At 72.4% G+C, this 22,372-nt stretch carries 17 protein-coding genes; 6 read left to right on the forward strand and 11 right to left on the reverse strand.

Annotated features, from left to right (window positions below):
• The first annotated feature begins 48 nt into the window (after positions 1-48).
• Complete coding sequence (locus PV396_RS10510; protein ID WP_319202889.1) at positions 49-654, forward strand: hypothetical protein; 606 nt, start codon at positions 49-51, stop codon at positions 652-654.
• A gap of 117 nt (positions 655-771) precedes the next feature.
• A complete protein-coding gene (locus tag PV396_RS10515) occupies positions 772-3,213 on the forward strand; it encodes a right-handed parallel beta-helix repeat-containing protein (protein ID WP_319202891.1) in 2,442 nt (813 codons plus the stop codon).
• On the opposite strand, the gene PV396_RS10520 is transcribed toward PV396_RS10515, so the two are convergent.
• Positions 3,183-5,552: a hypothetical protein gene (locus tag PV396_RS10520; RefSeq protein WP_416071372.1), complete on the reverse strand. Its 2,370-nt coding sequence runs from the start codon at positions 5,550-5,552 to the stop codon at positions 3,183-3,185. The two genes, PV396_RS10515 and PV396_RS10520, sit on opposite strands and share 31 nt — an antisense overlap.
• Before the next feature lie 379 nt (positions 5,553-5,931).
• On the opposite strand from PV396_RS10520, the gene PV396_RS10525 reads away from it, so the two are divergent.
• A complete protein-coding gene (locus tag PV396_RS10525; protein ID WP_319202893.1) occupies positions 5,932-6,750 on the forward strand; it encodes a DeoR/GlpR family DNA-binding transcription regulator in 819 nt (272 codons plus the stop codon).
• 113 nt (positions 6,751-6,863) lie between these two features.
• Here the strand turns inward: PV396_RS10525 and PV396_RS10530 are convergent, their stop codons facing one another.
• The gene (locus PV396_RS10530) at positions 6,864-7,997 is read right to left on the reverse strand and encodes a PLP-dependent cysteine synthase family protein (protein ID WP_416071373.1); all 1,134 of its coding nucleotides are present in this window, start codon (positions 7,995-7,997) and stop codon (positions 6,864-6,866) included.
• Positions 7,998-8,333: 336 nt separating this feature from the next.
• Here PV396_RS10530 and PV396_RS10535 point away from each other — a divergent pair, with 336 nt between their 5' ends.
• Both PV396_RS10535 and PV396_RS10540 read left to right on the forward strand, forming a co-directional pair.
• A complete protein-coding gene (locus PV396_RS10535) occupies positions 8,334-8,657 on the forward strand; it encodes a hypothetical protein (protein ID WP_319202895.1) in 324 nt (107 codons plus the stop codon).
• 242 nt (positions 8,658-8,899) lie between these two features.
• Positions 8,900-9,475, forward strand: coding sequence for an ATP-binding protein (locus tag PV396_RS10540; protein WP_319202897.1), 576 nt, complete (start codon positions 8,900-8,902; stop codon positions 9,473-9,475).
• Positions 9,476-9,533: 58 nt separating this feature from the next.
• Here PV396_RS10540 and PV396_RS10545 read toward each other — a convergent pair whose 3' ends face one another.
• From PV396_RS10545 to PV396_RS10565, 5 genes are all read right to left on the reverse strand, one after another.
• A complete protein-coding gene (locus PV396_RS10545; protein ID WP_319202899.1) occupies positions 9,534-12,116 on the reverse strand; it encodes an ABC transporter permease in 2,583 nt (860 codons plus the stop codon).
• A complete protein-coding gene (locus PV396_RS10550; RefSeq protein ID WP_319202901.1) occupies positions 12,113-12,865 on the reverse strand; it encodes an ABC transporter ATP-binding protein in 753 nt (250 codons plus the stop codon). Before PV396_RS10550 ends, PV396_RS10545 begins: the two co-directional genes overlap by 4 nt.
• A complete protein-coding gene (locus PV396_RS10555; protein WP_319202903.1) occupies positions 12,862-13,182 on the reverse strand; it encodes an SHOCT domain-containing protein in 321 nt (106 codons plus the stop codon). The genes PV396_RS10550 and PV396_RS10555 overlap by 4 nt, the downstream gene beginning before the upstream one ends.
• Before the next feature lie 148 nt (positions 13,183-13,330).
• Positions 13,331-14,563 carry an ROK family protein gene (locus PV396_RS10560; RefSeq protein WP_319202905.1) on the reverse strand — a complete coding sequence of 411 codons (1,233 nt, stop codon included), beginning with the start codon at positions 14,561-14,563 and terminating at the stop codon, positions 13,331-13,333.
• A gap of 48 nt (positions 14,564-14,611) precedes the next feature.
• Positions 14,612-15,253, reverse strand: coding sequence for an alpha-ketoglutarate-dependent dioxygenase AlkB (locus tag PV396_RS10565; protein ID WP_319202907.1), 642 nt, complete (start codon positions 15,251-15,253; stop codon positions 14,612-14,614).
• Positions 15,254-15,308: 55 nt separating this feature from the next.
• On the opposite strand from PV396_RS10565, the gene PV396_RS10570 reads away from it, so the two are divergent.
• The gene (locus PV396_RS10570) at positions 15,309-16,463 is read left to right on the forward strand and encodes a methyltransferase (RefSeq protein WP_319202909.1); all 1,155 of its coding nucleotides are present in this window, start codon (positions 15,309-15,311) and stop codon (positions 16,461-16,463) included.
• Between the two features lie 12 nt (positions 16,464-16,475).
• Here PV396_RS10570 and PV396_RS10575 read toward each other — a convergent pair whose 3' ends face one another.
• The 4 genes from PV396_RS10575 to PV396_RS10590 all read right to left on the reverse strand — a co-directional run bounded on the left by PV396_RS10575 (position 16,476) and on the right by PV396_RS10590 (position 22,190).
• Entirely contained in the window at positions 16,476-17,264 is a 789-nt protein-coding gene (locus PV396_RS10575) for an AraC family transcriptional regulator (RefSeq protein WP_319202912.1), read from the reverse strand.
• 129 nt (positions 17,265-17,393) lie between these two features.
• Positions 17,394-17,849: an RpiB/LacA/LacB family sugar-phosphate isomerase gene (locus PV396_RS10580; protein WP_319202914.1), complete on the reverse strand. Its 456-nt coding sequence runs from the start codon at positions 17,847-17,849 to the stop codon at positions 17,394-17,396.
• Positions 17,850-17,858: 9 nt separating this feature from the next.
• Positions 17,859-18,833 (reverse strand): amidohydrolase family protein, encoded by a 975-nt coding sequence (locus PV396_RS10585; protein ID WP_319202916.1) that lies wholly within the window; start codon positions 18,831-18,833, stop codon positions 17,859-17,861.
• A 132-nt stretch (positions 18,834-18,965) separates the two neighbouring features.
• Positions 18,966-22,190 carry an amidohydrolase family protein gene (locus PV396_RS10590; RefSeq protein ID WP_319204054.1) on the reverse strand — a complete coding sequence of 1,075 codons (3,225 nt, stop codon included), beginning with the start codon at positions 22,188-22,190 and terminating at the stop codon, positions 18,966-18,968.
• Between the last annotated feature and the right edge of the window lie 182 nt (positions 22,191-22,372).

Below are 22,372 nucleotides of genomic sequence, written 5' to 3' on the forward strand. Positions count from 1 at the left end.
CGGGAACTTCTCCGACCGGGTTATCACGGAGCGGAAGGGGGTGCGGCTGTGCGGGTGATCGGCGGACTCTGGCGCTGGCGGCACAATCCGCTGCGCCGCGCGACCGACCTGGCGGAGGCCTGGGTGGCGCTCGTGGCCCTGTTGCTGATCCTCGTCGCGGCGCCCCTGATCGGCCTCCTGATCGGCGGTGTCGCCCAAGACGCACTGCAACAGGCCGTACGGGACCAGCGTGCGGCCCGCCATGTCGTGACGGCCACCGTGGTCAAGAAGCTCGCCCGGTCCCCTCTGGAGCCCGACCCCGAGTCGGCGGCCGCCCGGGAGGCCAGAAGCCGCGTGGAGGCCGACTGGACGGGACCGGACGGCACGTCGCAGCACGGCAAGGTCATGGCGAGCCTCAAGTCCCCGCATCCCGGCGACCACTTCACCCTGTGGACGGACGAACACGGGCGAATAGCCGCCCGCCCTCTGGACACCGCCACCGCGACGACACACGCCGTGCTCGCCGGATTCGGTGCGGCCGTTCTGTCGGCCGGGTTGGTCGAGGGCGGCCGGCGCCTGATCGTCTGGCGCATGGTCCGTCGCCGGTACGCCCGCCTGGACCGGGCCTGGGAGCGGGCCGGACCCGACTGGGGCCGGACCGGGACCGGCAGTTGACCGCCTTGCCGCTCTGGTCAACCCACCGTGCCCGCGCACGCTACGGTGGACCGGCCGACATCGTTCGGCACCTTCCGCGACTTACCGCGTTCCACGAGGTGGGGGCACAGCAGCGCCATGGCACAGGGCACGGTCCAGGTGACGCACACCGGCACATCGAGGTGGCGGCGCCGCACGGGTGAGTACGTATCGCTCGCCGCCGCCCTGGAGGCCGCGGCGGACGGCGACGTCCTCACCGTCGCCCCCGGTACCTACCGGGAGAACCTCGTCGTCGAGCGAGCGGTGACGCTGCGCGGCCCGGAGGGCTCCCCCGGCTCGGTGCGCATCGCGCCCGTCGACGGTGTGCCGCTGACGGTGCGCGCCTCCGCGGTGGTCCAGGACCTGCATGTCGAGGGCCAGGACTCCACCTCGGCCGCCGTGCTCGTCGAGGAGGGCACACCGGAACTGCTGGACATGCGGATCGTCACCCGGTCCGCCGCCGGCATCGAGGTGCGCGGCGGCGCGCGCCCGACGGTGCGGCGCTGCACGGTCGACAACCCGGCGGGCGCCGGCATCGCCGTACTGGACGACGCGGGCGGGGTGTTCGAGGAGTGCGAGGTCGTCGCGGCCGGCCAGGCGGGGGTTACCGTGCGCGACGGCGGTCATCCGCGTCTGGAGCGCTGCCGGGTGCACCACGCCTCAGGCGTCGGTCTTTCGGTCTCGGGCGAGAACTCGGCGCTGGAGGCGGTCGGTTGTGAGGTCTACGAGGTCAAGGGCAGCGGCGTCCAGATCACCGGCCGGGCCACCGCCTTCCTCACCGACTGCGATGTGCACCGTACGTCCGCGGACGGCGTGACGCTCGACACCGACGCCGTGCTGACGCTCGCCGACTGCCGTATCCACGACATCCCGGAGAACGCGGTCGATCTGCGGTCCCGCTCGGTGCTTACGCTGACCCGTACGACGGTGCGTCAGTTCGGGCGCAACGGGCTGTCGGTGTGGGACCCGGGCACGCGGGTGGACGCCAACCAGTGCGAGATCTTCGACAGCACCGGCGACTACCCGGCGGTGTGGATCAGCGACGGCGCCACGGCGGTTCTCGAGTCCTGCCGGGTGCACGATGTGCCGGACGCGCTGTTCGTGCTCGACCGGGGCTCTCGCGCGGACGTCATCGACAGCGACCTCTCGCAGGTGCGCAACACGGCCGTGTCGGTCAGTGACGGCGCGACGGCGCAGCTCGACGACTGCAGGATCCGGGACGCGGCGACGGGAGCCTGGTTCCGTGACCACGGCAGCGGCGGCACGCTCAACGGCTGCGCGGTGGTCGGCACCCAGACGGGCGTGATCGTCACGAAGGGCGCGGATCCCACCATCGAGCGCTGCACGGTCGACTCCCCCACCGAGGCGGGTTTCTATGTGTCCGCGGGCGGCCGGGGCAGCTTCCTGCACTGCCGGGTGACGGGCAGTGAGGGGTACGGCTTCCATGTGATAGACGGCTGCCGTGCGACGCTGACGAAGTGCCGTACGGAGCGGTGCGCGCGCGGCGGCTACGAGTTCGCCGACGGCGGCTCCGGCACCGCTTCGGGCGGCGGGCCGGTCGTCGAGGACTGCACCAGCGACGAGAGCGCCGCGCTGCGGACACCCCCGCTGCCGGAGACGGCCGTACAGACGATGGTGGCTCAGTCACCGGGGCTGCTGGGTTCGATCCCTGGCCAGCGCGCCACCGAGCCGGAGCCGGCGGCGGCCGCCCCGGAGCCGGAGGTGGCCGCGCGGTCCTCGAAAGACGTCCTCGGTGAACTCGACACGCTGGTGGGCCTGGAGAGCGTCAAGCGCGAGGTACGGGCCCTCACCGACATGATCGAGGTCGGCCGGCGCCGTCAGCAGGCGGGCCTCAAGGCGGCCTCGGCCCGACGCCATCTGGTGTTCACGGGCTCCCCCGGTACCGGCAAGACGACGGTCGCCCGGCTCTACGGCGAGATCCTGGCCGCGCTGGGCGTCCTGGAGAAGGGCCATCTCGTCGAGGTGTCCCGGGTGGACCTGGTCGGCGAGCACATCGGTTCCACGGCGATCCGCACCCAGGATGCCTTCGACCGGGCGCGCGGCGGTGTGCTGTTCATCGACGAGGCGTACGCGCTGTCCCCGGAGGACTCCGGCCGTGACTTCGGCAAGGAGGCCATCGACACGCTGGTGAAGCTGATGGAGGACCACCGGGAGGCCGTGGTGGTGATCGTCGCCGGCTACACGGCAGAGATGGAGCGCTTCCTGTCGGTCAACCCCGGGGTCGCCTCCCGTTTCTCGCGGACCATCACCTTCGGTGACTACGGCGCCGAGGAACTGCTGCGGATCGTGGAACAGCAGGCGGAGGAGCACGAGTACCGGCTCGGCCCCGGCTCCTCCGAAGCCCTGCTCAAGTATTTCGAGGAGATCCCCAAGGGGGCGACGTTCGGCAACGGCCGTACGGCGCGGCAGACGTTCGAGGCGATGGTCGAGCGGCACGCGGGCCGGGTCGCCCAGCACGCCGAGCCGAGCACGGACGACCTGACCCTGCTCTACCCGGAGGACCTGCCCGAGCTGCCCTGAGCCCCGGCCCCGGGCCGCGGCCCGGGGACCGCCTCGCGGGGCCGCAGCCGGGCCAGTAGCTCCTCGCGTTCCTCGGCGAAGGCAGGGTCGGCCTGGTAGTCGGAGTGGCCGAGGATCGGCGAGGGCAGCGGATGCTCCTTGTCGCGGCCATGGGCGAGCGGGTCCTTGAGCGGTGCGCGGTCCACCTCGGGCCCGCAGTCGCCCGGCAGATGGACGGGCCCGCCGATGGGGTCGGTGAGCCGGTACAGGTTGCGCCAGCAGGCCACGTCGTGGTGCAGCGAGGTGAGCGCGGCGGGCCCGAAGTGGGCCGGGAACCAGCGCCCGTACAGGCGCTCCAGCGGTGAGCCGTACGTCAGCAGCGCGACGCGCCGCCGCACGGACGGCTCCAGCTGCCAGGCGGCGGCTGCCGCGAGGACGCTGCCCTGGGAGTGCCCGGAGATGACCAGGCGGCCGCCGGTGGCCTCGGTCCAGGTGGCCATCCGCCAGGTCAGGTCGGGCACGGCACGCTCGGCGTAGCAGGGCGGCGCGAAGGGGTGGGAGGCACGCGGCCAGAAGGTTCCGACGTCCCAGAGGATGCCGATGGTGCGCCGTGCGGCCTGGTCCTTGTAGGCGCGCCGCCCCCAGGTGACGAACAGCAGGAACCCGAATCCGATCAGCCAGGAGCCGAGCGCCTGGGCGGTCTCGGCGGCGCCCTGGACGAGCCCGTAGGAGGACCGTGAGGCCTCTCCCGGTGTGTCGTCGGTGAGCTGCGCTCCGGCGAGCGCGGTGGCGCCCAGGAGCAGCGTCGCGGCGGAGGTGATGCCGAGGATGCGTGGTGCCCGGTCGGTGAGGGCGGCCATCGCGCGCATGCTCGCGATCCGGCGGGTGCGCGCGGCGTCCATGGGCGCGCCGGAAGCGTCCGTGTAGTCCTGCTCCACGGCTGCCAGCTCGGCGCGGCGCAGGTGCAGGGTGCGCCGGGCCAGCCAGCCGATCAGGCCGAGGACGACCAGGATGACGGCCGGGATCACGGATGCCTGCCAGGTCAGCAGGACGGGCGGGCCCTCGATGGTGCCGCCGGTGCCGTCCAGCCAGTCGGCGACGCGCTGGGACACACCGCCGGACATCACACCGCCCAGCGCGCAGGCGAGCGTCGCCACGGCGGGCCCGGCCAGGCCGCGCATGGCGGCGCGCGGGTCCGGGTGGGAGCGGTACAGCAGGTGGGCGACGACGGCCAGCACGACGACGATGAGGCCCTGGAGGAGGGCGAGGATGCCGAAGGTCGTGTCGCCCGGAAGCCGCCCCGCCGATGCCCATCCGGGTCGGGACCAGCAGGCGTACACGGCCGTCAGGAGCAGCAGGGCCAGCGCGCCGCCCGGCAGGAGACGGACGAGGCGGGCGTCCAGTGCCTGGTCGAGGCGTCTCTCGCTGCGTCCCCGGCGGCACACCACCCACACCACGGCGACGGCACCGGCGGCCAGCGCCACGTACAGGAGCCCGGCGAGGGTCGCCAGGGTCGCAGGTCCGCCGGGTTCGCGGTCGTGCCGGGCGGCGGCGGAGCCCAGGGCGGCGGCGACCGTCAGCAGGCCGGCCGCGGTGTGCGCGGCGCGCAGCCGGGCGACCAGTCGCCGTCCGTACCAGAACCCGGGGCGCCCCAGCGCGGTACGGATGTTCTCGTCGGCGGGCTCGGGGGCGTGGGCCGGCGGTCGCTGGGACTCGTAGGCCCTCCAGGTGCGGCGGGAGAGAAACCACAGCAGGCCGGTGAGGGCGGCGGGCACCACGGCGGCCAGGGCGAGGCGACGGCCCGGCACGCTCCACCAGCCGCCGCCCGACTCGGTCGGCGCGAGGAAACCGAGCCATGAGTGTGCCTGGGCACACGCGCGCGTGCCCGCGCACTGCCAGGCCGTGAGGTCGAGGGCGACCTCGCAGGCGGCGGCGACCAGCAGGACGGTCAATGTCAGCCCGGCGAGACGCACCAGGAGGCCGTAGAGACGGACCGTGCGCTGTCGGTTGCGGGCGGTGGGACGCATCCAGTGGGCGAGGTTGACCACCATGAACGGCAGCAGCAACAGCCACAGGGCTCGGGTGCCGTTGCCGGAGGTGAGGTTGCACCAGACGTACGCCTCGCGCACCGGGGCGCCGCTCGGGTCGGCGGGCCGGTCCTCCGCGTCGGCGTCGTCCGCGCGCCGGAAGACGGCGGCCGTGTCGTCTCCGCTGATGCGGACGGTCCGCGGGTCGTTGAGCATCTTGTCGGGTGTGGCGCCGCCCACCCCGTGGACGAGTAATTCCAGGGCGATGCCGCTGGTCGCCTCGGCCACGCTGTTCGCCCCGGTCTTCGGGACTCGTTCCTGTGCAGGTTCCACTGTTCGCACTTCCCCCGTTGCTGGTGCTTCCCCCGTGCCGCGCCGACGGCCCGTGTCCTGTGGTGAACGACGCCGGGCGGGACTGGAGGATCTCCGCCCGGTGGGCTTCGTACACCTCTCGTCACGGAATCTCCCCGATCCGTGTGACGAGCGAGAAGCCCGTGTTGCCAGGGTGACATGTTCGCGTCGTCACGGGCAGTGGCGCGACGAGTGGTGGCCCATGCGAGTATGGGACGTCCGCCGGGCCGGTAGCAGGAGGAAAGTCCTTGTCGGAGCGGGTTCGCAACAGGTTCGCAGCGGGTGTGCGGGACGTGTCGGAGTTGGTGGGGGCGAGTGGACCGGCAGGCCCGGAGGAACCCCGGAAGGACGTGGAGCGGTCGTGAATGACAACCAGAACCTCCTCGCGGAGCAGCGCCGCGCCCTGATCCTCGACGAGGTACGGCGTCGCGGGGGCGTGCGCGTCAACGAGCTGACCCGCAAGCTCGGCGTGTCGGACATGACGGTCCGCCGGGACCTCGACGCGCTGGCCCGCCAGGGCGTCCTGGAGAAGGTCCACGGCGGTGCGGTTCCGGTGGTCGAGGCGAGCACGCACGAGCCGGGGTTCGAGGCCAAGTCCGGCCTCGAGCTGACGGCCAAGGAGGACATCGCGCGGGCCGCGGCGGAGCTGGTCTCGGCGGGCTCGGCGATCGCGCTGTCGGGCGGTACGACGACGTACGCGCTGGCGCACCAGCTGCTGGACGTGCCGGATCTGACCGTCGTGACCAACTCGGTGCGCGTGGCCGATGTCTTCCACACCGCGCAGCGCGTGTCGGGGCAGCGGCAGGGGGCGGCGACGGTGGTGCTGACCGGTGGGGTGCGGACGCCGTCCGACTCGCTGGTGGGGCCGGTGGCCGACCAGGCGATCGCGTCGCTCCACTTCGATGTGCTGTTCCTCGGGGTGCACGGGATATCGGTCGAGGCGGGGCTTTCGACGCCGAACCTGGCGGAGGCGGAGACGAATCGGCGGCTTGTGCAGTCCGCTCGGCGGGTGGTTGTGGTTGCCGACCACACCAAGTGGGGGACGGTGGGGCTCAGTTCGTTCGCGGCGTTGGAGCAGGTGGATACGTTGGTGACGGACTCGGGGTTGGTGCCGGAGGCTCGGGGTGAGGTGTCGGAGCATTTGCGGCGGCTTGTTGTCGCCGGGGAGGTCAGTGGTTGATGGGGGCGCCTGAGGGGGTGCCTTGGTAGGTGCGTTTGCGGGTGCGGGGGTGTTGTGGCTTGTCGCGCCCGCGCGGCGGAGCCGCAAATGTCACAGCCCCGCGCCCCTTTAGGTCAGTTGGGCCAGCTGCCTGTTTTCAGGAAGTCCCCGATGGTGCGGAGGTATGGGGCGATGTCCAGCCCTTGGTCGGCCAGCCACGTATCTGAGTAGTACTTGTCCAGGTAGCGGTCGCCCGGGTCGCACAGGAGGGTTACCACGCTGCCCTGTTGGTGCTGGGCGACCATCTCGGCGACGATCTTGAGGGCGCTCCACAGGCCCGTGCCCGTGGAGGCGCCCGCCTTGCGGCCGATGGTCTGTTCCAGGGCTCTCACCGCGGCGATGCTGGCCGCGTCCGGGACCTTCATCATGCGGTCCACCGCGCCGGGGACGAAGCTGGGTTCCATCCGGGGGCGGCCGATTCCCTCGATGCGGGAGCCGCAGTCGCAGGTGACGTCCGGATCGCCGGTGGTCCAGCCCTCGAAGAAACAGGAGTTCTCCGGGTCGGCGACACAGATGCGGGTGTCGCGCTGCGTGTAGTGGACGTAGCGGGCCAGGGTCGCCGAGGTGCCGCCGGTGCCGGCCGTGGCGACGATCCACGCGGGTTCCGGGAAACGTTCCAGCTCCAGTTGACGGAAGATGGATTCGGCGATGTTGTTGTTTCCGCGCCAGTCCGTGGCCCGTTCCGCGTAGGTGAACTGGTCCATGTAGTGGCCGCCCGTCTCCGCCGCGAGGGCTGCCGAGGCCTCGTACATCTTGCGGGGGTCGTCCACGAAGTGGCACCGTGCGCCGTGGAACTCGATGAGGCGGCACTTCTCGGCGCTGGTCGTGCGGGGCATCACCGCGATGAAGGGCACGCCGATCAGTTTCGCGAAGTACGCCTCCGAGACGGCGGTGGAGCCGCTGGACGCCTCGATCACCGGGCGGCCGGGGCGGATCCAGCCATTGCACAGTCCGTAGAGGAAGAGCGAGCGGGCGAGGCGGTGCTTGAGGCTGCCGGTGGGGTGGGTCGACTCGTCCTTCAGATACAGGTCGATTCCCCACTTGTCGGGCAGCGGGAAGCGCAGCAGGTGGGTGTCGGCCGAGCGGTTGGCGTCCGCCTGGACCTTGCGGACGGCCTCTTTGAGCCAGGCACGGTAGTCGGCATCGCTGCGGTCGACGTCGAGCGTGTCGACGGTTTCGGCGGTCCCGGTGGGGTCGGGGATGCTCACGTCAGGCTCCTTGTGGTGCGCTCGCCGACGGCTCCTCGGGCAGCCGGACACATCGATCATAGACACCTTTCACACGCCTCTCACCTGCATAAACACACCTTTGGGTGCCCCAAAGGCAGGCCTGGGGCGAGGGGGTGGGGACGGGGCTCGACGGTGCCCGGAACCACCGGGGCGCATCCCGGTGAGTGCTTCCGCCGGTTGTCCGAGAGCGCCGTACGCACTGGTGCTCCTCGCCGGGGGCAGGCAGACTGCACGGCACGGGGGCGCACACTGGATCACGTACCGACGCGGGATCACCATGTATCCCGGCGGGGGCCGACTAGGGGGCGGAGCATCATGGCGGAGCCGGAGTTCACGGCCACGGGCGTGCGGATCGGGAAGAGGCTGCGCTCCCTCACCCGGGCCGGACAGGTCCGGATCAGCGGCGGCAGGCTGGAGCTGCTCACCAGTTACGGCAGCGAGATCGACAGCGCTCCCGTGCAGGCGGTGCGCGCGTCGAAGCCCTGGTTCGCGAACGACGACCGGGCGCTGGCGGACCTCAACGGCACGCGCTACCAGCTGACTCTGGGGGAACACGACCCGGCGCCGGGCCAGCCCGGGCCGCCGACGGCGCGCAGGTTCATCGAGGCCGTACGCAGGGCGGCGGGGCGCGGGCACTGAACAGGGCGGGGACCGCGAGGCCGCACCTCGCGCGGACACCGGGCGTGCCCGGCCGACCGTGCCGCGAGTTGCGGGTTTCCGCCCCCTGAGCCACGCTTGTCACACATCACTCTGGGTTTACCGGCGATAACGCTGCGAACCAGCCCGCCGGCCACCGACAGCAGGCGGCCATTGCACGCAGGCACTCTGCTGGATCCGATCTCGTGTCTTCTTCCGGACCTCAATTCGGGGAGTCGCAAGCCGTGATCAGTCACCCAAGCAGGCACTGCACGGTGGAGCTCCAAGCCCTGCCGTCGCGGATCGGCCAGGTCCGCAGAATCGTCTCTGCGCAATTGCGCTACTGGCATCTGGACCCCTTGATAGACCGGGCCTCGCTCGGTGTGACCGAACTGCTGACCAACGTCCACCGGCACGCCCAGCCCGACAAGCTGTGCACCGTGGAGATCGAGGTGCTGCTCGACCGGCTCACGGTCTCGGTGCACGACCACGACCCTCGCATCCCGGAGTTGCGGGACGCGGATCCCACCGCGACCTGCGGACGGGGTCTGGCGATGGTCGCCGCGGTGAGCGAGAGCTGGGGAGTGCGCCCGGACGGCGAGTCGGGCAAGGTCGTGTGGTTCACGCTGCCGACGGTCACGCCGGTGGTGACGGCCCCCGAGACCAGGCCCACGACCGCCGCGCCCGTACGTCAGCCGTTCGAGGAACAGCTGTGCGACGCTGCGGGGTTCGACGAGCCGCCGTACGACAAGGGACACACGCCGGGGGTTCACCGGCGCAGGCCGGAACACGCGCCCGCCCGGTCGGCCGTTGCCGGCTGACCGGGCGGTGACCAGCGGGGTCCCGCCTCCCGCCTCCCTCCTTGATCGCGGTCGTACGTCATTCGGTGGCGACGGGCCGCAGTACGTCGAGGCGGGCCGCCCGCCTGGCCGGGCGCAGGCCCGCCAGGGCGCCGGCCGCGATGCCCACCAGGGCGACGATCACGAGCTGCGTGGGCGGCAGCGCGAAGGCGAAGTCGCTGTCGCTCGTGCCGTCCGAGGCCTTCACCAGCACCCAGCCGAGGAAGCCGCCGAGGGCCAGGCCGCCCACCGTGGCGAAGGCGGCGACGAGGACCGACTCCCAGCGGACCATGGCGCGCAGTTGGGCACGGGTCTGACCGACTGCCCTCAACAGGCCGAGTTCGCGGGTGCGTTCGTGGATGGCGAGGGTGAGCGTGTTGGCGATGCCGAGCAGGGCGATGAGCACCGCGAGGGCGAGCAGGGCGTAGACGAGGGTGAGCATCATGTCGATGCCTCCGGCCGACGACCGGGCGAACTCGTCGCGGGTCTGCACCTCGGAGTCGCCGTACCGTTCGGCGACCTGTTCCACGGCGGCCTTGCCCGCGCCGGTGCCGACGCCGTCCCTGAAGGACACCGCGATCAACGTGTCGGAGTCCTGGATGCGGTGCGGCGCCCAGGCTGCGCGGGTGATGACGTAGTCACCGGCGAGTTCCGAGCGGCCGTAGACCGCGCGGACCGTGAAGTTCTCCTTCTCACCGTCGGTGAAGGTGAGTCGGGTGGTGTCGCCGGTCTTCAGACCCTGCCGGTCCGCCTCCGCCTCGGTGACGGCGATTCCGTCGGTGCCGAGGCTGTCGAGTGAGCCGCGGATGTGGCCGAGGTCGAAGAGCCGGGCGAGGACGGCGGGGTCGGTGACGGTCAACGCCCTTCCCCTGCCGCCGACTTCGGCGACACCTCGGCCGAGTCCCACCGCGTCCGCCACCTCGGGGCGCTGGGCGATGGCGGGCGCGAGGCGGGGGCTGAGTCCGCTGCCGCCGGCCCCGAACGACGGGGTGCTCACGGCCACTTCGCCCGCGAAGGACCGCGACACCGTCTGGTCCGTGGTGGCCTTCAGCGAGGCGCCGAACACCGTGAACAACGAGACGACGGCCACGCCGATCATCAGGGCGCTCGCGGTGGCGGCGGTCCGCTTCGGGCTGCGCAGGGCGTTGCGCCGGGCGAGCCGTCCGGTGACTCCGCGCAGTCTGTCGAGGGGGCCGCCGAGCACGCGTACGGCCGTGGTCGACGCGACGGGGCCCAGCACCACGAAGGCCGCGAGAGCCAGGACCGCGCCAAGTCCCGCCAGCCACAAGGACGGTGAGAGCAGGACGCCGGTCAGGGTCATCGCGATCGCGAGGGCGCCGAGACCCGCGCCGATGACCGCCCGGACTGGTGAGGCGTCCGACTGGTCGACGGCCGTCTCGCGGAGCGCGGCCAGGGGTGCGGTGCGTCCGGCGCGTACGGCCGGCAACAGGGCGGAGCCCAGACAGACCACGGTACCGACCGCCAGCGGCAGCAGCATGGACGGGAGGCTGATCACCAAGTCGCCCTCAGGGAACGGGAATCCGATGGCCGGGAACAGTGCCTGGAGGCCCGCGGCGACGCCGATGCCGCCGGCGAGGCCCGCGATCGACGCCGTCACGCCTACCGCGCTCGCCTCCATGAGGGTGGCCGCGCCGATCTGCCGTCGGGAGGCGCCGAGGGTCCGCAACAGGGCGTTCTCGCGGGTGCGTTGGGCGATGACGATCGCGAAGGTGTTGTGGATGGAGAAGGTCGCGACCAGGATCGCCACGCCCGAGAAGACGAGGAGGAAGAGGGTGAAGACGGTCAGGAACCGGCTGGAGATCATCTCCGTGTTCTCCTCGGCCGACTGCTGGCCGGTAATGGCCTCAACTCCCCCGGGCAGTACGGGAGTCAGTCGGTCGACCAGCTCCCGCGGACCGATCCCCGGGCCCGCCCGCACCAGGATGGTCGCCGCCTCGCCGGGCCTCGCGGTCAGGTACCTCTCGGCGTCGGCCCGGGTCATCCCGGTGAACGTCACCTGGGCCATGCCGTCCTCACCGGCGAAGGTCGCGAGGCCGACGATCGTGACCCTGACCGGGTCGGGCGTACGCAGGATCGTCGTGTCGCCGATGTTCAGGCCGCCCTTCTCGGCCGTACCCCGGTTGACGACGACCTCGCCGGACATCACCGGGGCTCGTCCTTCGGCGAGTTGGTACGGGTTCAGCTTCGGGTCGGTGATCCAGTTGCCGGCGACGGTGGGCGGGCCCTTTCCGCCGACGGGTTCGCCGTCCGCGCCGATGAGCTGGCCCGCGCCCTGGATGTCGGGCGCGGCGGCGGCGACCCCGGGCACCCGCTCGAGGGTCTTGACCAGTTCGGTGGGGACCGGCCGGCGTACGCCCGCGCTCTCGCCGGGGGCGGTGATGGCGTCGGCGCTGCGGACGACGGCGTCGGTACCGCTCGTGGCCTCGCCGAACATCGTGTCGAAGCCGGCCCGCAGGGTGTCGCCCATGACCAGGGTCCCGGCCAGGAAGGCAACGCCGAGGAACACCGCCAGGAACGTACCGGCGAAGCGGCGTCTGTGGGCGCGCAGTGAGGACAGGCCGATGCGGAGGGTGGGGCGGAGGGCACGTGGACGACTGTTCATGACGGCGCCTCGAAGGCTTTCAGCCGGTCCAGGACCCGGTCGGCGGTCGGGGACTCCATGCGGTCGACCAGTCGGCCGTCGGCCAGGAAGAGGACCTGGTCGGCGTGGGCGGCGGCGCCCGGATCGTGGGTGACCATGACGACCGTGCGGTCCATCTGTCGCACCGCGCGGCCGAGCAGGCCGAGGACCTCCTGGCCGGAGCGCGAGTCGAGGTTGCCGGTCGGCTCGTCGGCGAAGACGACATCGGGCCGCCCGCCGAACGCCCTTGCCACGGCCACGCGTTGCTGCTGGCCGCCGGAGAGTTCGGCGGGACGGTGGTGGAGCCGGTCGCGCAGGCCGACCACGTCGATGAGCGCGTCGACCCACGCCGGGTCGCCGTCCTCGCCCGCCAGGTCGGTCGGCAGGGTGATGTTCTCCGCGACGGTCAGTGTCGGTACCAGGTTGAACGCCTGGAAGACGAAGCCGATCCGGTCGCGGCGCAGGAGGGCCAGGCGCCGGTCGTCGAGCGCGCCCAGGTCGGTGTCGCCGATGAACGCGGTTCCGGAGGTGAGGGTGTCCAGGCCCGCCGCGCAGTGCATCAGGGTGGACTTGCCGGAACCCGAGGGCCCCATGATCGCGGTGAAACGACCGGCCGGGAAGCCGACGCTCACCCCGTCGAGGGCCCGTACGGCGGTGTCGCCACCGCCGTACACCTTCACGGCGTCGACGACGTGTGCCGCCGTACGGGTCGTGGTGGCGGTGGTGGTCACAGCGCACCGCCCTTGCCCGGGCGGCCGCCCGTGGCACCGAACTGCTCGTCCAGGACGGAGAGGCGCCGCCAGTACTCGTCCTCGTCGATCTCGCCGGAGGCGAAGCGCCGGCCCAGTACGGCGAGCGGCGAGTCGCCGGAGAGCCGGCGGTCCTGGGCGTCGCGGCGACCGCCCATGGCACTCCACGGGCCACGGCGTCCGCGCCATACCGTGCGGCGCAGGACGGTGACGACGCCGATCACGACGGCCGCCCAGATCAGCGGGAAGAAGAGGATCCACGGCCCGGGGCCGCCGTTCCAGTTCGCGAGGGTCTGCATGTCGAGTCATCTCCCGGATCGGGTTTTTTCGGTGATGACTCGAGGTTCACGCGGGGTGGGGGTCCGGGTCGTCGTACGGCCGGGGGCAGTGCGCGTACCTCCCCGGGAGTACGCGGGCCCTTTGCGGCTGCTTCCCCGGGGTGTCGGACTACGTCAGCGCGCCGAGGGGGTCGTCAAGCACCGGCTGCCACGCCAACTCGGCCGCTCCGACAAGGCTGTTGTGGTCCAGTGTGCAGGCCAGGATGGGGACGCCACCGCTGCTGCGGCCCCACAGGCTGCGCTCGGCGACCACCGCGCGCAGCCGGCCCGGGTCGGCGTCGAGGAGGGTGCGGTGCAGGCCGCCGAGGATGATGCGGTCCGGGTTGAGGATGTTCACCAGGCCCGCCAAACCCAGGCCGAGGCGGTCGATCAGGGTCTCGACAGCCGTGCGGACCGCCGGGTCCGGTTGCCGGGCGCGGATCAGGTCGTTGGCCTGCTGGAGCAGGGACACCTCGGGGCCGGGGTCGCGGCCCGCCGCCGTGAGGAAGGCGAGCGGATCCGCCTCGACGTCCAGACAGCCCCGGCTGCCGCAGTGGCAGGGGCGCCCCTCGGGGTTGACGGTGAGGTGGCCGACCTCGAGCGCGAGACCCGAACTGCCGGTGTGCAGGCGCCCGTCGAGGACCAGCGCGCCGCCGACACCCCGGTGGCCGGTGGCCACGCACAGCAGGTCGCGGGCGCCGCGTCCGGCGCCGTGCCGGTGTTCAGCGAGCGCGGCGAGGTTGACGTCGTTGCCCGCGAAGGCGGGTCCCGCGATGCCCGCGGCCCGTACGCGCTCGGCGAAGATCTCCCGTACGGGTGAGCCCGCCGGCCAGGCGAGGTGCAGGGGGTTCAGGGCCAGGCCCTCGGGTTCGGCGACGGCGGACGGCACGGCGAGACCGGCGCCCACGCACCGGCGTCCGGTGTCACGCAGCAGTTCGGTGCCGGCGTCGACGACCGAGCCGAGCACCTTCGCCGGGTCGGCGTCCACGGCCTCACAGCCGGGCGCGGTGGCGACGATCCGTCCGCCGAGCCCGACCAGCGCGGCCCGGAACCCGTCGGCGTGCACCTGGGCGGCCAGGACGACCGGTCCGTCCTCGGCGACATCGAGCCGGTGCGAGGGACGCCCCTGTGATCGGGAGGCCGCGCCGGGCCGGGCGTCCACGGTGATCAGCCCGAGCGCCTCCAGTTCGGCGGCCACCGCGCCGGCCGTCGCCCGGGTGACCCCCAGCTCGGCGGTGAGCACGGCCCGGGTGGGCGCCCGGCCGGTGTGCACGAGCTCGAGGGCGGGCCCGAGCGCACCGCGCCCCCGGTCCAACCGCGTCCTTGAGGTCGTCGAGGTCGTCACCTCAGCCTTGCCGCTCATGAGGGCGAGTCTCCCATGATCCGTACGAACGGTGACCGCGCCCTCAACTCAGAACCCGCTGACCCGAAGGGTCACGTTCAACCGGCCGGTCAGCCCCAGTTCGGGCGGCGCCGTGCCCTCGTACACCCGGGGCACTCCGTGGTAGGCGAGCCGGGACGGGCCCCCGAACACGAACAGGTCGCCGCTGCGCAGCTCGACGTCCCTGTACGGGCGGGTCCTCGTCCCGGTGTTCCCGAAGCGGAAGACACAGGTGTCGCCGAGGCTCAGGGACACCACGGGCGCGTCCGACTTCTCGTCGCTGTCGCGGTGCATGCCCATGCGGGCGTCGGCGTCGTAGAAGTTGATCAACGCGATGTCGTAGTCGACGTCACCCTCGTACCCGGCCGTCCTGGTCGCTTCCCTGCCCAGCTCGCCGAGCCAGTCCGGGAACGGCTTCACGGGCGCGCCGTCGCCGTCGGCGACCGTGCGGGCGTAGCCGTACGGGTACCAGTGCCAGCCGAGACACACCTGGCGGGCGGTCATGGTGCCGCCGCCGGGCGTCCGGACCGTGCGCAGGCCGGCGGGCGGGCGCGCCCAGTCGCGGCAGGCGGCCAGCAGCTCGCGCTGACGCCCCGCGTCCAGCCAGTCCGGCACATGCACCGCGCCCGGCGCGATCTCCGTACGGTCCCTGGGGAACAGCTCGGCGTCCATGGTTCCCATCCTGCCCGATGGGGTGTGAGCTGCGGCTCGGTAGGGTGGGGCCACGATGAACGACCGTATGACGACTCCCTGGTCCGAGCTGACGCTGACCCGTTTCCCCGCCGACCCGCGTGAGCGGCTGCGGGCGTGGGACGCCTCCGACGAGTACCTTCTCGCGCATCTCGCGCAGGCCGGCACCGATCTGTCGGGCACGGTCGTGATCGTCGGTGACCGCTGGGGCGCCCTGACCACGGCGCTCGCCGCGCACCGGCCGACGCAGATCACCGATTCCTTCCTGGCCCAGGAGGCGACCCGGGCGAACCTGCGGCGGGCCGGTGTGGACGAGGATTCCGTACGGCTGCTCACCACCCGGGACGCTCCGCCCGAGTCCGTCGACGTGCTGCTGCTGCGGGTGCCGAAGAGCCTGGCGCTTCTCGAGGACCAGTTGCTGCGGCTGGCACCCGCGCTGAACGAGGGCACCGTCGTCGTGGGCACCGGCATGGTGAAGGAGATCCACACCTCGACGCTGAAGCTGTTCGAGCGGATCATCGGCCCGACCCGGACCTCTCTCGCGGAGCGGAAGGCACGGCTCATCCACTCCACGGTCACCGTCGGTCGGTCGGCGGAGCGGAGTGCCAGTCCCTGGCCTCACCGGTACGCGCTGCCCGACGGCATCGGCCCGGCCTCCGGGCACACGGTCGTCAACCACGCGGGTGTCTTCTGCGCCGAGCGTCTCGACATCGGGACCCGTTTCTTCCTCCAGCATCTGCCGAAGCCGTCGGGAGGCGCCCGGGTGGTGGACCTGGGCTGCGGAAACGGTGTGGTCGGTACGGCGGTGGCGCTGGCCGCGCCGGAGGCCGAGCTGCTGTTCGTCGACGAGTCGTTCCAGGCGGTGGCCTCGGCGGAGGAGACGTACCGGACCAACGAACTGCCCGAGGAGCGTGCCGAGTTCCGGGTCGGGGACGGGCTGGCGGGGATCGCGGACGGGAGTGTCGACCTCGTCCTCAACAATCCGCCGTTCCACACCCATCAGGCGACGACGGACGCCGCGGCCTGGCGGATGTTCACCGGCGCGCGCAGGGCGCTGCGGCCCGGGGGTGAGCTGTGGGTGATCGGCAACCGGCATCTCGGCTACCACGTCAAGCTGCGGAAGCTGTTCGGCAACAGCCGGCTCGTCGCCAGCGATGCCAAGTTCGTGGTTCTGAAGGCCGTCAAGCAGTGAATTTCGACCACTTCATGAAGCGGTGGTGGCTGACTCTCCCCGGAGGGCGCGTGGTGACGCGCCGAGTTCGCGGCGGCATGCCTTGTTGAAGGCCTGCAGGTCGGGGATGCCGACGGAGGCGGCCACGGCGGGGATGGAGAGCGTCGAGGCGCGCAGCAGGTGGTGGGCCCGGTCGAGTCTGCGGCGGCGGATGTAGCCCACCACCGTGTCATCGGTCGCGGCCTTGAACAGCCTGGTCAGGTGGTTGTGCGAGACGCCCGCCGCCTGGGCGACGGCGGGCACGGTGAGCGGGCCGGCCAGGCGCCCCTCGATGTACACGATGGCGGCGGTGACCGCCGGATGCGGGCCGGGGCCGGGGCGTTCGGTGTCCGGGGTGAGGTGGGCGATGCGCCAAAGCGCCGTCCAGATCTCGGCTCCGGTGCGCTCGGGGGTGCGCGGTACGGCGGCGATCGCGGAGAGCAACAGGTCGGTGAGGGTGGGGAGTTCGGGGCCTGCGTCCTGGACGACGGGCACCGTGCGGGAGGGGCCGACGGCGGGGATGCGCAGGTGCGCGTAGAGGTGCTCGGAGCGGCCCTGGTAGCGGAACCGGACCGTGGTGCCGGGCGGTACGAGGCTGACACGGCCGGGGCGGACGATGTGCGGTGTGCCGTCGACGACGAGCTCGGCCTCGTACTGGTAGAGGTGCAGCTGCCACAGCTCGGGAAGCCGGAAGACGTCGGTGCGGCTCGCGACGCCGTGCACGCCGACGCCGGCGTTCGCCACGTGGGGCGGCCGGCCGAGGTACAGCTCCGTTTCACGCATGGTGAAAAACTACCAGCCGCGGGAGCCTGTCAGCCGAGCACAGCCCTTGGGCTCGCGCCCAGTCGGCGGCGGCCCGGGGCGCGGCTGGGTTCTCGACCTATGGCAACCGCGACGCGTCGTCCATGTGGCTCACACGGCGCTTCTGCCGTTGTCCAGCCGTTCGACGCGGGCCACGTTCTCCCGGTCCTCGGGGTCCTCGCTCGCCTCGGCGGCGAACCAGGCGTCGAGGATCTCCTTGAGGAGCGGTTCGGAGGTCAGTCGAAGGCTGAGCGCGAGCACGTTGGCGTCGTTCCAGCGGCGCGCGCCGTCCGCCGTGTAGGCGTCCGTGCACAGGGCCGCGCGTACACCGGGCACCTTGTTCGCGGCGATCGACGCGCCCGTACCGGTCCAGCAGCACACCACGGCCTGGTCCGCGGTCCCGGCGGCGACCTCGCGGGCCGCGGCCTCGGAACAGGCGGCCCACTGGGGATCGGCGCCGGGGCTCAGCGCCCCGTACGTCACCACATCGTGTCCGCGGTCGCGCAGTTGCCCGAGGAGGGCGCGCGCCACGGGTTCGTCCATGTCCGAGGAAACGGAGATCCGCATGCCCCGAGACTACCCAGCCGTGGAACGACCGGCCGCCGCCAGTCGCGGGATGAGCGCCTCGGCGTTGCCCCGGTTGACCGCGTACAGCTGACCGGGGTCCCAACCGGCGTAGGTGTCGAGCCCGTTGTCGAAGCCGGCGCCCCATTCCTCGGGAAGCATGGGGAAGTCGCTGCCGAAGAGGATGTGCTCGGGGTTCGCGAAGGCCAGCAGCGAGGGCAGCGCCGCCGGGCTGCCGGCGAGGGCGGTGTCGAAGTAGAAGCGGCGCAGATCGGCGAAAAGGTCCTCGGGGGTGCTCTCGGGTACGAGGTGGCCGGCGAGGGCCAGCCGGTGGGCGGCGTACGGCAGGAAGCCGCCCGCGTGCGGAAGGATCATCCTGATCCGGGGGTGGCGGCGCGGCACCCCGCACATGACCAGGTGCAGGGCGGTCCGCGTGGTGTCGTAGGGAAAATCGACCAGTGGGCCGGGCGGCAGCGCCGGGTCGGGAGGGCCCGGCGGGGCCGTGGGGTGGACGAGTACGACGGCGGACCGGCGATCCAGCTCGGCCCACAGGGGTTCGAACTCCGGATCGCCGAGGTAGCGACCCTGGGCGTTGGACAGGACCATCACGCCGTCGGCGTTCAGCTCGTCCAGGGCGTGGGCGGCCTCAGCGAGCGCGCCGTCCACGTCCGGCAGGGGCAGCACCGCGAACAGGCCGAAGCGGTCGGGCCGGTTCTTGACCAGTTCGGCGGTGTACTCGTTGACGTTTCGGGCCCCGGTGCGGGCGCCGTCCAGGTCACCTGGGGCGGCGAGGGGCGCGGCGTAGGACAGCATGCCCGTGGCGATGGACCGGCGGTCCATCATCTCGAGCGCGCTCGCCTCGTCCCACGCGGGCGCGGGCCAGCCGAGGCCGGCCGCGCGCCCGGCCATCGCGCGCGCACGCTCGGGCGGGATCAGGTGCTGGTGGACGTCGATGCGGGTGGAATCCGACCGGATGGGGTCCGTCATGGGTGCCGCGCCTCCTCATACGTGCCGCAGCTGTTCGCATTTCGGCCCATGCGGTACGTGTGTGCGAAATCGGCCACCAAACGACGATACGCGACATGAGGTCCACGCCACATCTCGGCGGATCCCCTGCGGTCAGCCTCCGCTCTCGGGAGAGCAGCAGCCTTCCCGTCGCATCTGGTGGCTGACCTCCAGCCAGTCCTCGGCCGACGCCGCGAGCTGTGGGGCGTGGGCGCGCGTGGCGGTGGGCCCGAAGGCGTCGACCAGGTCAGCCTGCTCGAAGGGGACTCCGCCGCGCAGGACCGCCACGGTGCGGATCAGGGTGGCGAAGTCGGTGAACGGGTCGCCGTCCACGATGGTCAGGTCGGCGAGCTTGCCCTCCTCCAGGGTGCCCAGGTCGGCGTCGGCTCCGAAGACCCGTGCGGGCAGCAGGGTGGCGGTGCGCAGTGCCTCCGCCGGTGACAGGCCGGCGCGGTGGAGTGCGCGCAGGGAGAGGTGGAGGTGCAGGCCGACAGGGACGAGCGGCTGGTCCGTGCCGAGTGCGACCAGACCGCCCGCCGCGAGAATCCGACGGTAGATGTCCAACTCCCGGTCGAGGGTTGCCAGTTGGTTTTCGGTCGGCGGCAGTGCGGCCTGTTGCCGGACGAGCGCGGTGTCCCACGGCGGCATGAGTGTCGTCACGCGCTGGTCGTCCGCGAGCGCCGGGTCGGCGCCCAGCAGGGGAAGCGCGGTGAACGGGGTCGCGACGAGGTGGAAGTCGGTACGGGTGTAGATCTCGACCAGGTCCTGGTACGCGCGCCCCGTGGCGGTGGTGGCGTGCCCGAACTCCAGTCGCTGCGTGGCCTGCAGATGGGTCGTCAGATCCTGGCCCAACTGGACGCCGGGACTGCACAGATGGCTGCCGCTGCGCACTCCGAGCCGCTCGCGGGCGAAGTCGGCGGCCTCCTTCATCACCCAGCCGGGGGCTCGTACATAGGTCTTCACGAAGTCCCACTCCAGCGCCTTGGCACGCGCCAGCGATCGGTGCAGGCCCTCGGGGGTGCGGTGGGCGCGGGCCATGCTGTAGGCGACGCGCGTTCCGTCGAGCAGTTCACCGGTGGACAGCAGTCGTGGTCCGGCGAGATCGCCGGCGGCGACGGCCTCCCGGATGCGGGCCTGTTCGTAGGCGAAGCCGCCGAGCGAGACGGCCGTGGTGATGCCGTACGCGACCTGCAGCGCGGTCTGCCGGCCCCCGTAGGTGGACTGCCAGGGGTGGGTGTGCGCGTCCCACAGACCCGGGATGACGGTGCGGTTGCTCGCGTCGACCCGGCGCACGGCCGGGCGGCCCGCGCGGTGCGGGGCGACCTCGGCGATCCGGCCGTCGCGGATGACGACATCGATGTCCTCGCGGACGTCCGTCCCGGTGCCGTCCCAGAAGCGGCCCGCGTGCACGACCGTGTCGGCCGGGCGGGGCCTGCGGTAGTCCAGCGGGACGCGGACGGTACGAGTGCCGCCGTCGGCGATGTCGATCAGGCGCAGGGTGCCCGCCGAGAGGTAGAGGAGGGTGCGGGCATCGGCGGACCAGGAGGGGTGGTCGGCGGCCTCGGTGGTGAGCCTGCGGGGCTCGCCGTCCGGGGTGCCGTCGGCGCGGACGGGCAGCAGCCACAGTGCGGACTCGGCGACGACGGCCATCCAGCGGCCGTCCGGGGACCAGACGGGGCCGGAGTCGTAGCGGTCGGCGAGCGAGGTGTGCGGGGCGAGGGCGTGCAGGGCGGCGGTGCCGGTGGTGGTGTCGACGACCCGGATGAGGTTGTAGCCCTCGCGGAAGCGCTGGTTGACCCGGTTCCGGTCGCACAGGGCGACGTACCGGCCGTCCGGCGACCAGCTGGGGCGGCCGGGCAGGCCGCCCGCGCCGAGCGCCGCGGCGAGGACGCGTTCGCCACCGTCCGGCAGGTCGCGCACCACGAGGTTGCCCGACATGTCGAGGCAGGCGAGCCGGCTCCCGTCGGGCGAGAGGGCGGGGAAGACCCGGCCGCCTCCGGCGAGGACGGTCTCCGCGCCGGAGCGGAGGTCGCGGCGGCGCACGGCGAACAGTCCGTCACGGTCGTCGGCGTACACCAGCGCTGTGCCGTCGGAGGTCCAGGTCGGCGCCACCACATAGCGTGTGGCGGGGACTTGGAGAACCTTGCGGGGCGGACGGCCGCCCTTGACACCGACGGTCCACAGCGCGTTCAGCGCGGCGAAGGCCACGGACCGGCCGTCCGGGGAGAGCGCGGGCAGATGCAGGGCGCGCACGGGTCGGACACCGGTGCCCGCGCTGTCGAAGTCGTACGCCTTGACGCGGTAGTCGGGCCGGTGCACGGGCAGTGCGGCCGTGAACGGGATCTCCTCGCCGTCGTCCGGCGCGGCCGGGTCGACCAGGCGGAAGTGGCCGTCGATGTTCAGCAGCAGCCGCTCGCCGTCCGTCCAGCGGGGCGGCGCCGGGAGGACGTCGCCCTCGACGGCGACCGGGGTGCCGTCCACGACGAGGGTGCAGGTGGCGGCGGGGGCGGCCGTGGTGCGCAGGTAGGCGAGGCGTCCGCCGGGTGAGACGGCAGGGGTCATGAGTTGGGCGCCGGAGTCGTCGGTGTGCTCCGTGGTGACCGCGCCCGAGCCGTCGGCGGCGACGGACGCGACGGTGGCAGCGCGGAGGGTGCCCGGCGCCGGAACGGTCCCGCGCACGAACAGCACCCGCCGGCCGTCGGGCGACCAGGTCGGGTCGAAGTCCTCCCAGGCGGTGTCCTGCCCGGGACCCTGCTGCCCCGGCCGCCCGGTGAGCCGGGTCAGCTCGCCGGTGCGCACGTCGACGACCCAGACGCGGTACGGGGCGCCGGTCACGGTGTCGCCCCCGCGCTCGGAGGCGAAGGCGATCCTGGTGCCGTCCGGCGACCAGGCGGGACCGCGGTCGTCCCACGGCCCGTCGGTGAGCTGCCGGAGCCCGGTGCCGTCGGGCCGGAGCGTCCAGAGGTGGAAGCCGCCGCCCCGGTAGGCGCATACGACGAGTCGGCTGCCGTCGGGCGAGAACTGCGGGCGGGTGGGTTCGAGACCGGGCGAGGTCAGCGCGACGGCGTTTCCTCCGCCGCGCGGCACGGACCACAGCACGTTCTGGATCTCGGCGACCAGCCGGTCACCGGAGGGGGCGAGGGTCGCGGAGCCGCCGGTGGCGGCGGTGAAGGTGAGGATGGTCGCCTTACTGGGCTCTGCGTACGCGACCGGCGTACCGACGGTGGCGAGTGCGGCGGCGCCGGCGGTGGCGCCCGCGGTGGCCTGAAGGAATCTGCGTCGCGAGAGTGGGCCGGACCCGGTGTCGTCGTCCGTGGTGTCCTTGGTGTTCGAGGTGATGTCTTCGGTGGCCAAGAGGGCTCCCAGTGCGCGGAGTTGGCGTGTGGGGCAGGTCAGGCAGGAACGATCACTGACCAGAACGTACGGGGCGGAAGCCTCCTCGGGCGACCCCGCCCTGCGTTATCGGCCGAATCTTCACTCCGACGAGAGGGCCGACACGGAGGGCCGACGTGATGTCGGAG

The organism is Streptomyces sp. ME02-8801-2C (genome assembly GCF_033793965.1).
Taxonomy (GTDB): domain Bacteria; phylum Actinomycetota; class Actinomycetes; order Streptomycetales; family Streptomycetaceae; genus Streptomyces.

What these genes read in the sequence shown, in the direction of transcription:
- PV396_RS10570 (WP_319202909.1), top strand. Translation starts at nt 15,309, where the DNA reads ATGAACGACCGTATGACGACTCCCTGGTCCGAGCTGACGCTGACCCGT.
- PV396_RS10575 (WP_319202912.1), bottom strand. Translation starts at nt 17,264, where the DNA reads ATGCGTGAAACGGAGCTGTACCTCGGCCGGCCGCCCCACGTGGCGAAC.
- PV396_RS10555 (WP_319202903.1), bottom strand. Translation starts at nt 13,182, where the DNA reads ATGCAGACCCTCGCGAACTGGAACGGCGGCCCCGGGCCGTGGATCCTC.
- PV396_RS10560 (WP_319202905.1), bottom strand. Translation starts at nt 14,563, where the DNA reads ATGAGCGGCAAGGCTGAGGTGACGACCTCGACGACCTCAAGGACGCGG.
- PV396_RS10580 (WP_319202914.1), bottom strand. Translation starts at nt 17,849, where the DNA reads ATGCGGATCTCCGTTTCCTCGGACATGGACGAACCCGTGGCGCGCGCC.
- PV396_RS10545 (WP_319202899.1), bottom strand. Translation starts at nt 12,116, where the DNA reads ATGAACAGTCGTCCACGTGCCCTCCGCCCCACCCTCCGCATCGGCCTG.
- PV396_RS10585 (WP_319202916.1), bottom strand. Translation starts at nt 18,833, where the DNA reads ATGACGGACCCCATCCGGTCGGATTCCACCCGCATCGACGTCCACCAG.
- PV396_RS10535 (WP_319202895.1), top strand. Translation starts at nt 8,334, where the DNA reads ATGGCGGAGCCGGAGTTCACGGCCACGGGCGTGCGGATCGGGAAGAGG.
- PV396_RS10565 (WP_319202907.1), bottom strand. Translation starts at nt 15,253, where the DNA reads ATGGACGCCGAGCTGTTCCCCAGGGACCGTACGGAGATCGCGCCGGGC.
- PV396_RS10515 (WP_319202891.1), top strand. Translation starts at nt 772, where the DNA reads ATGGCACAGGGCACGGTCCAGGTGACGCACACCGGCACATCGAGGTGG.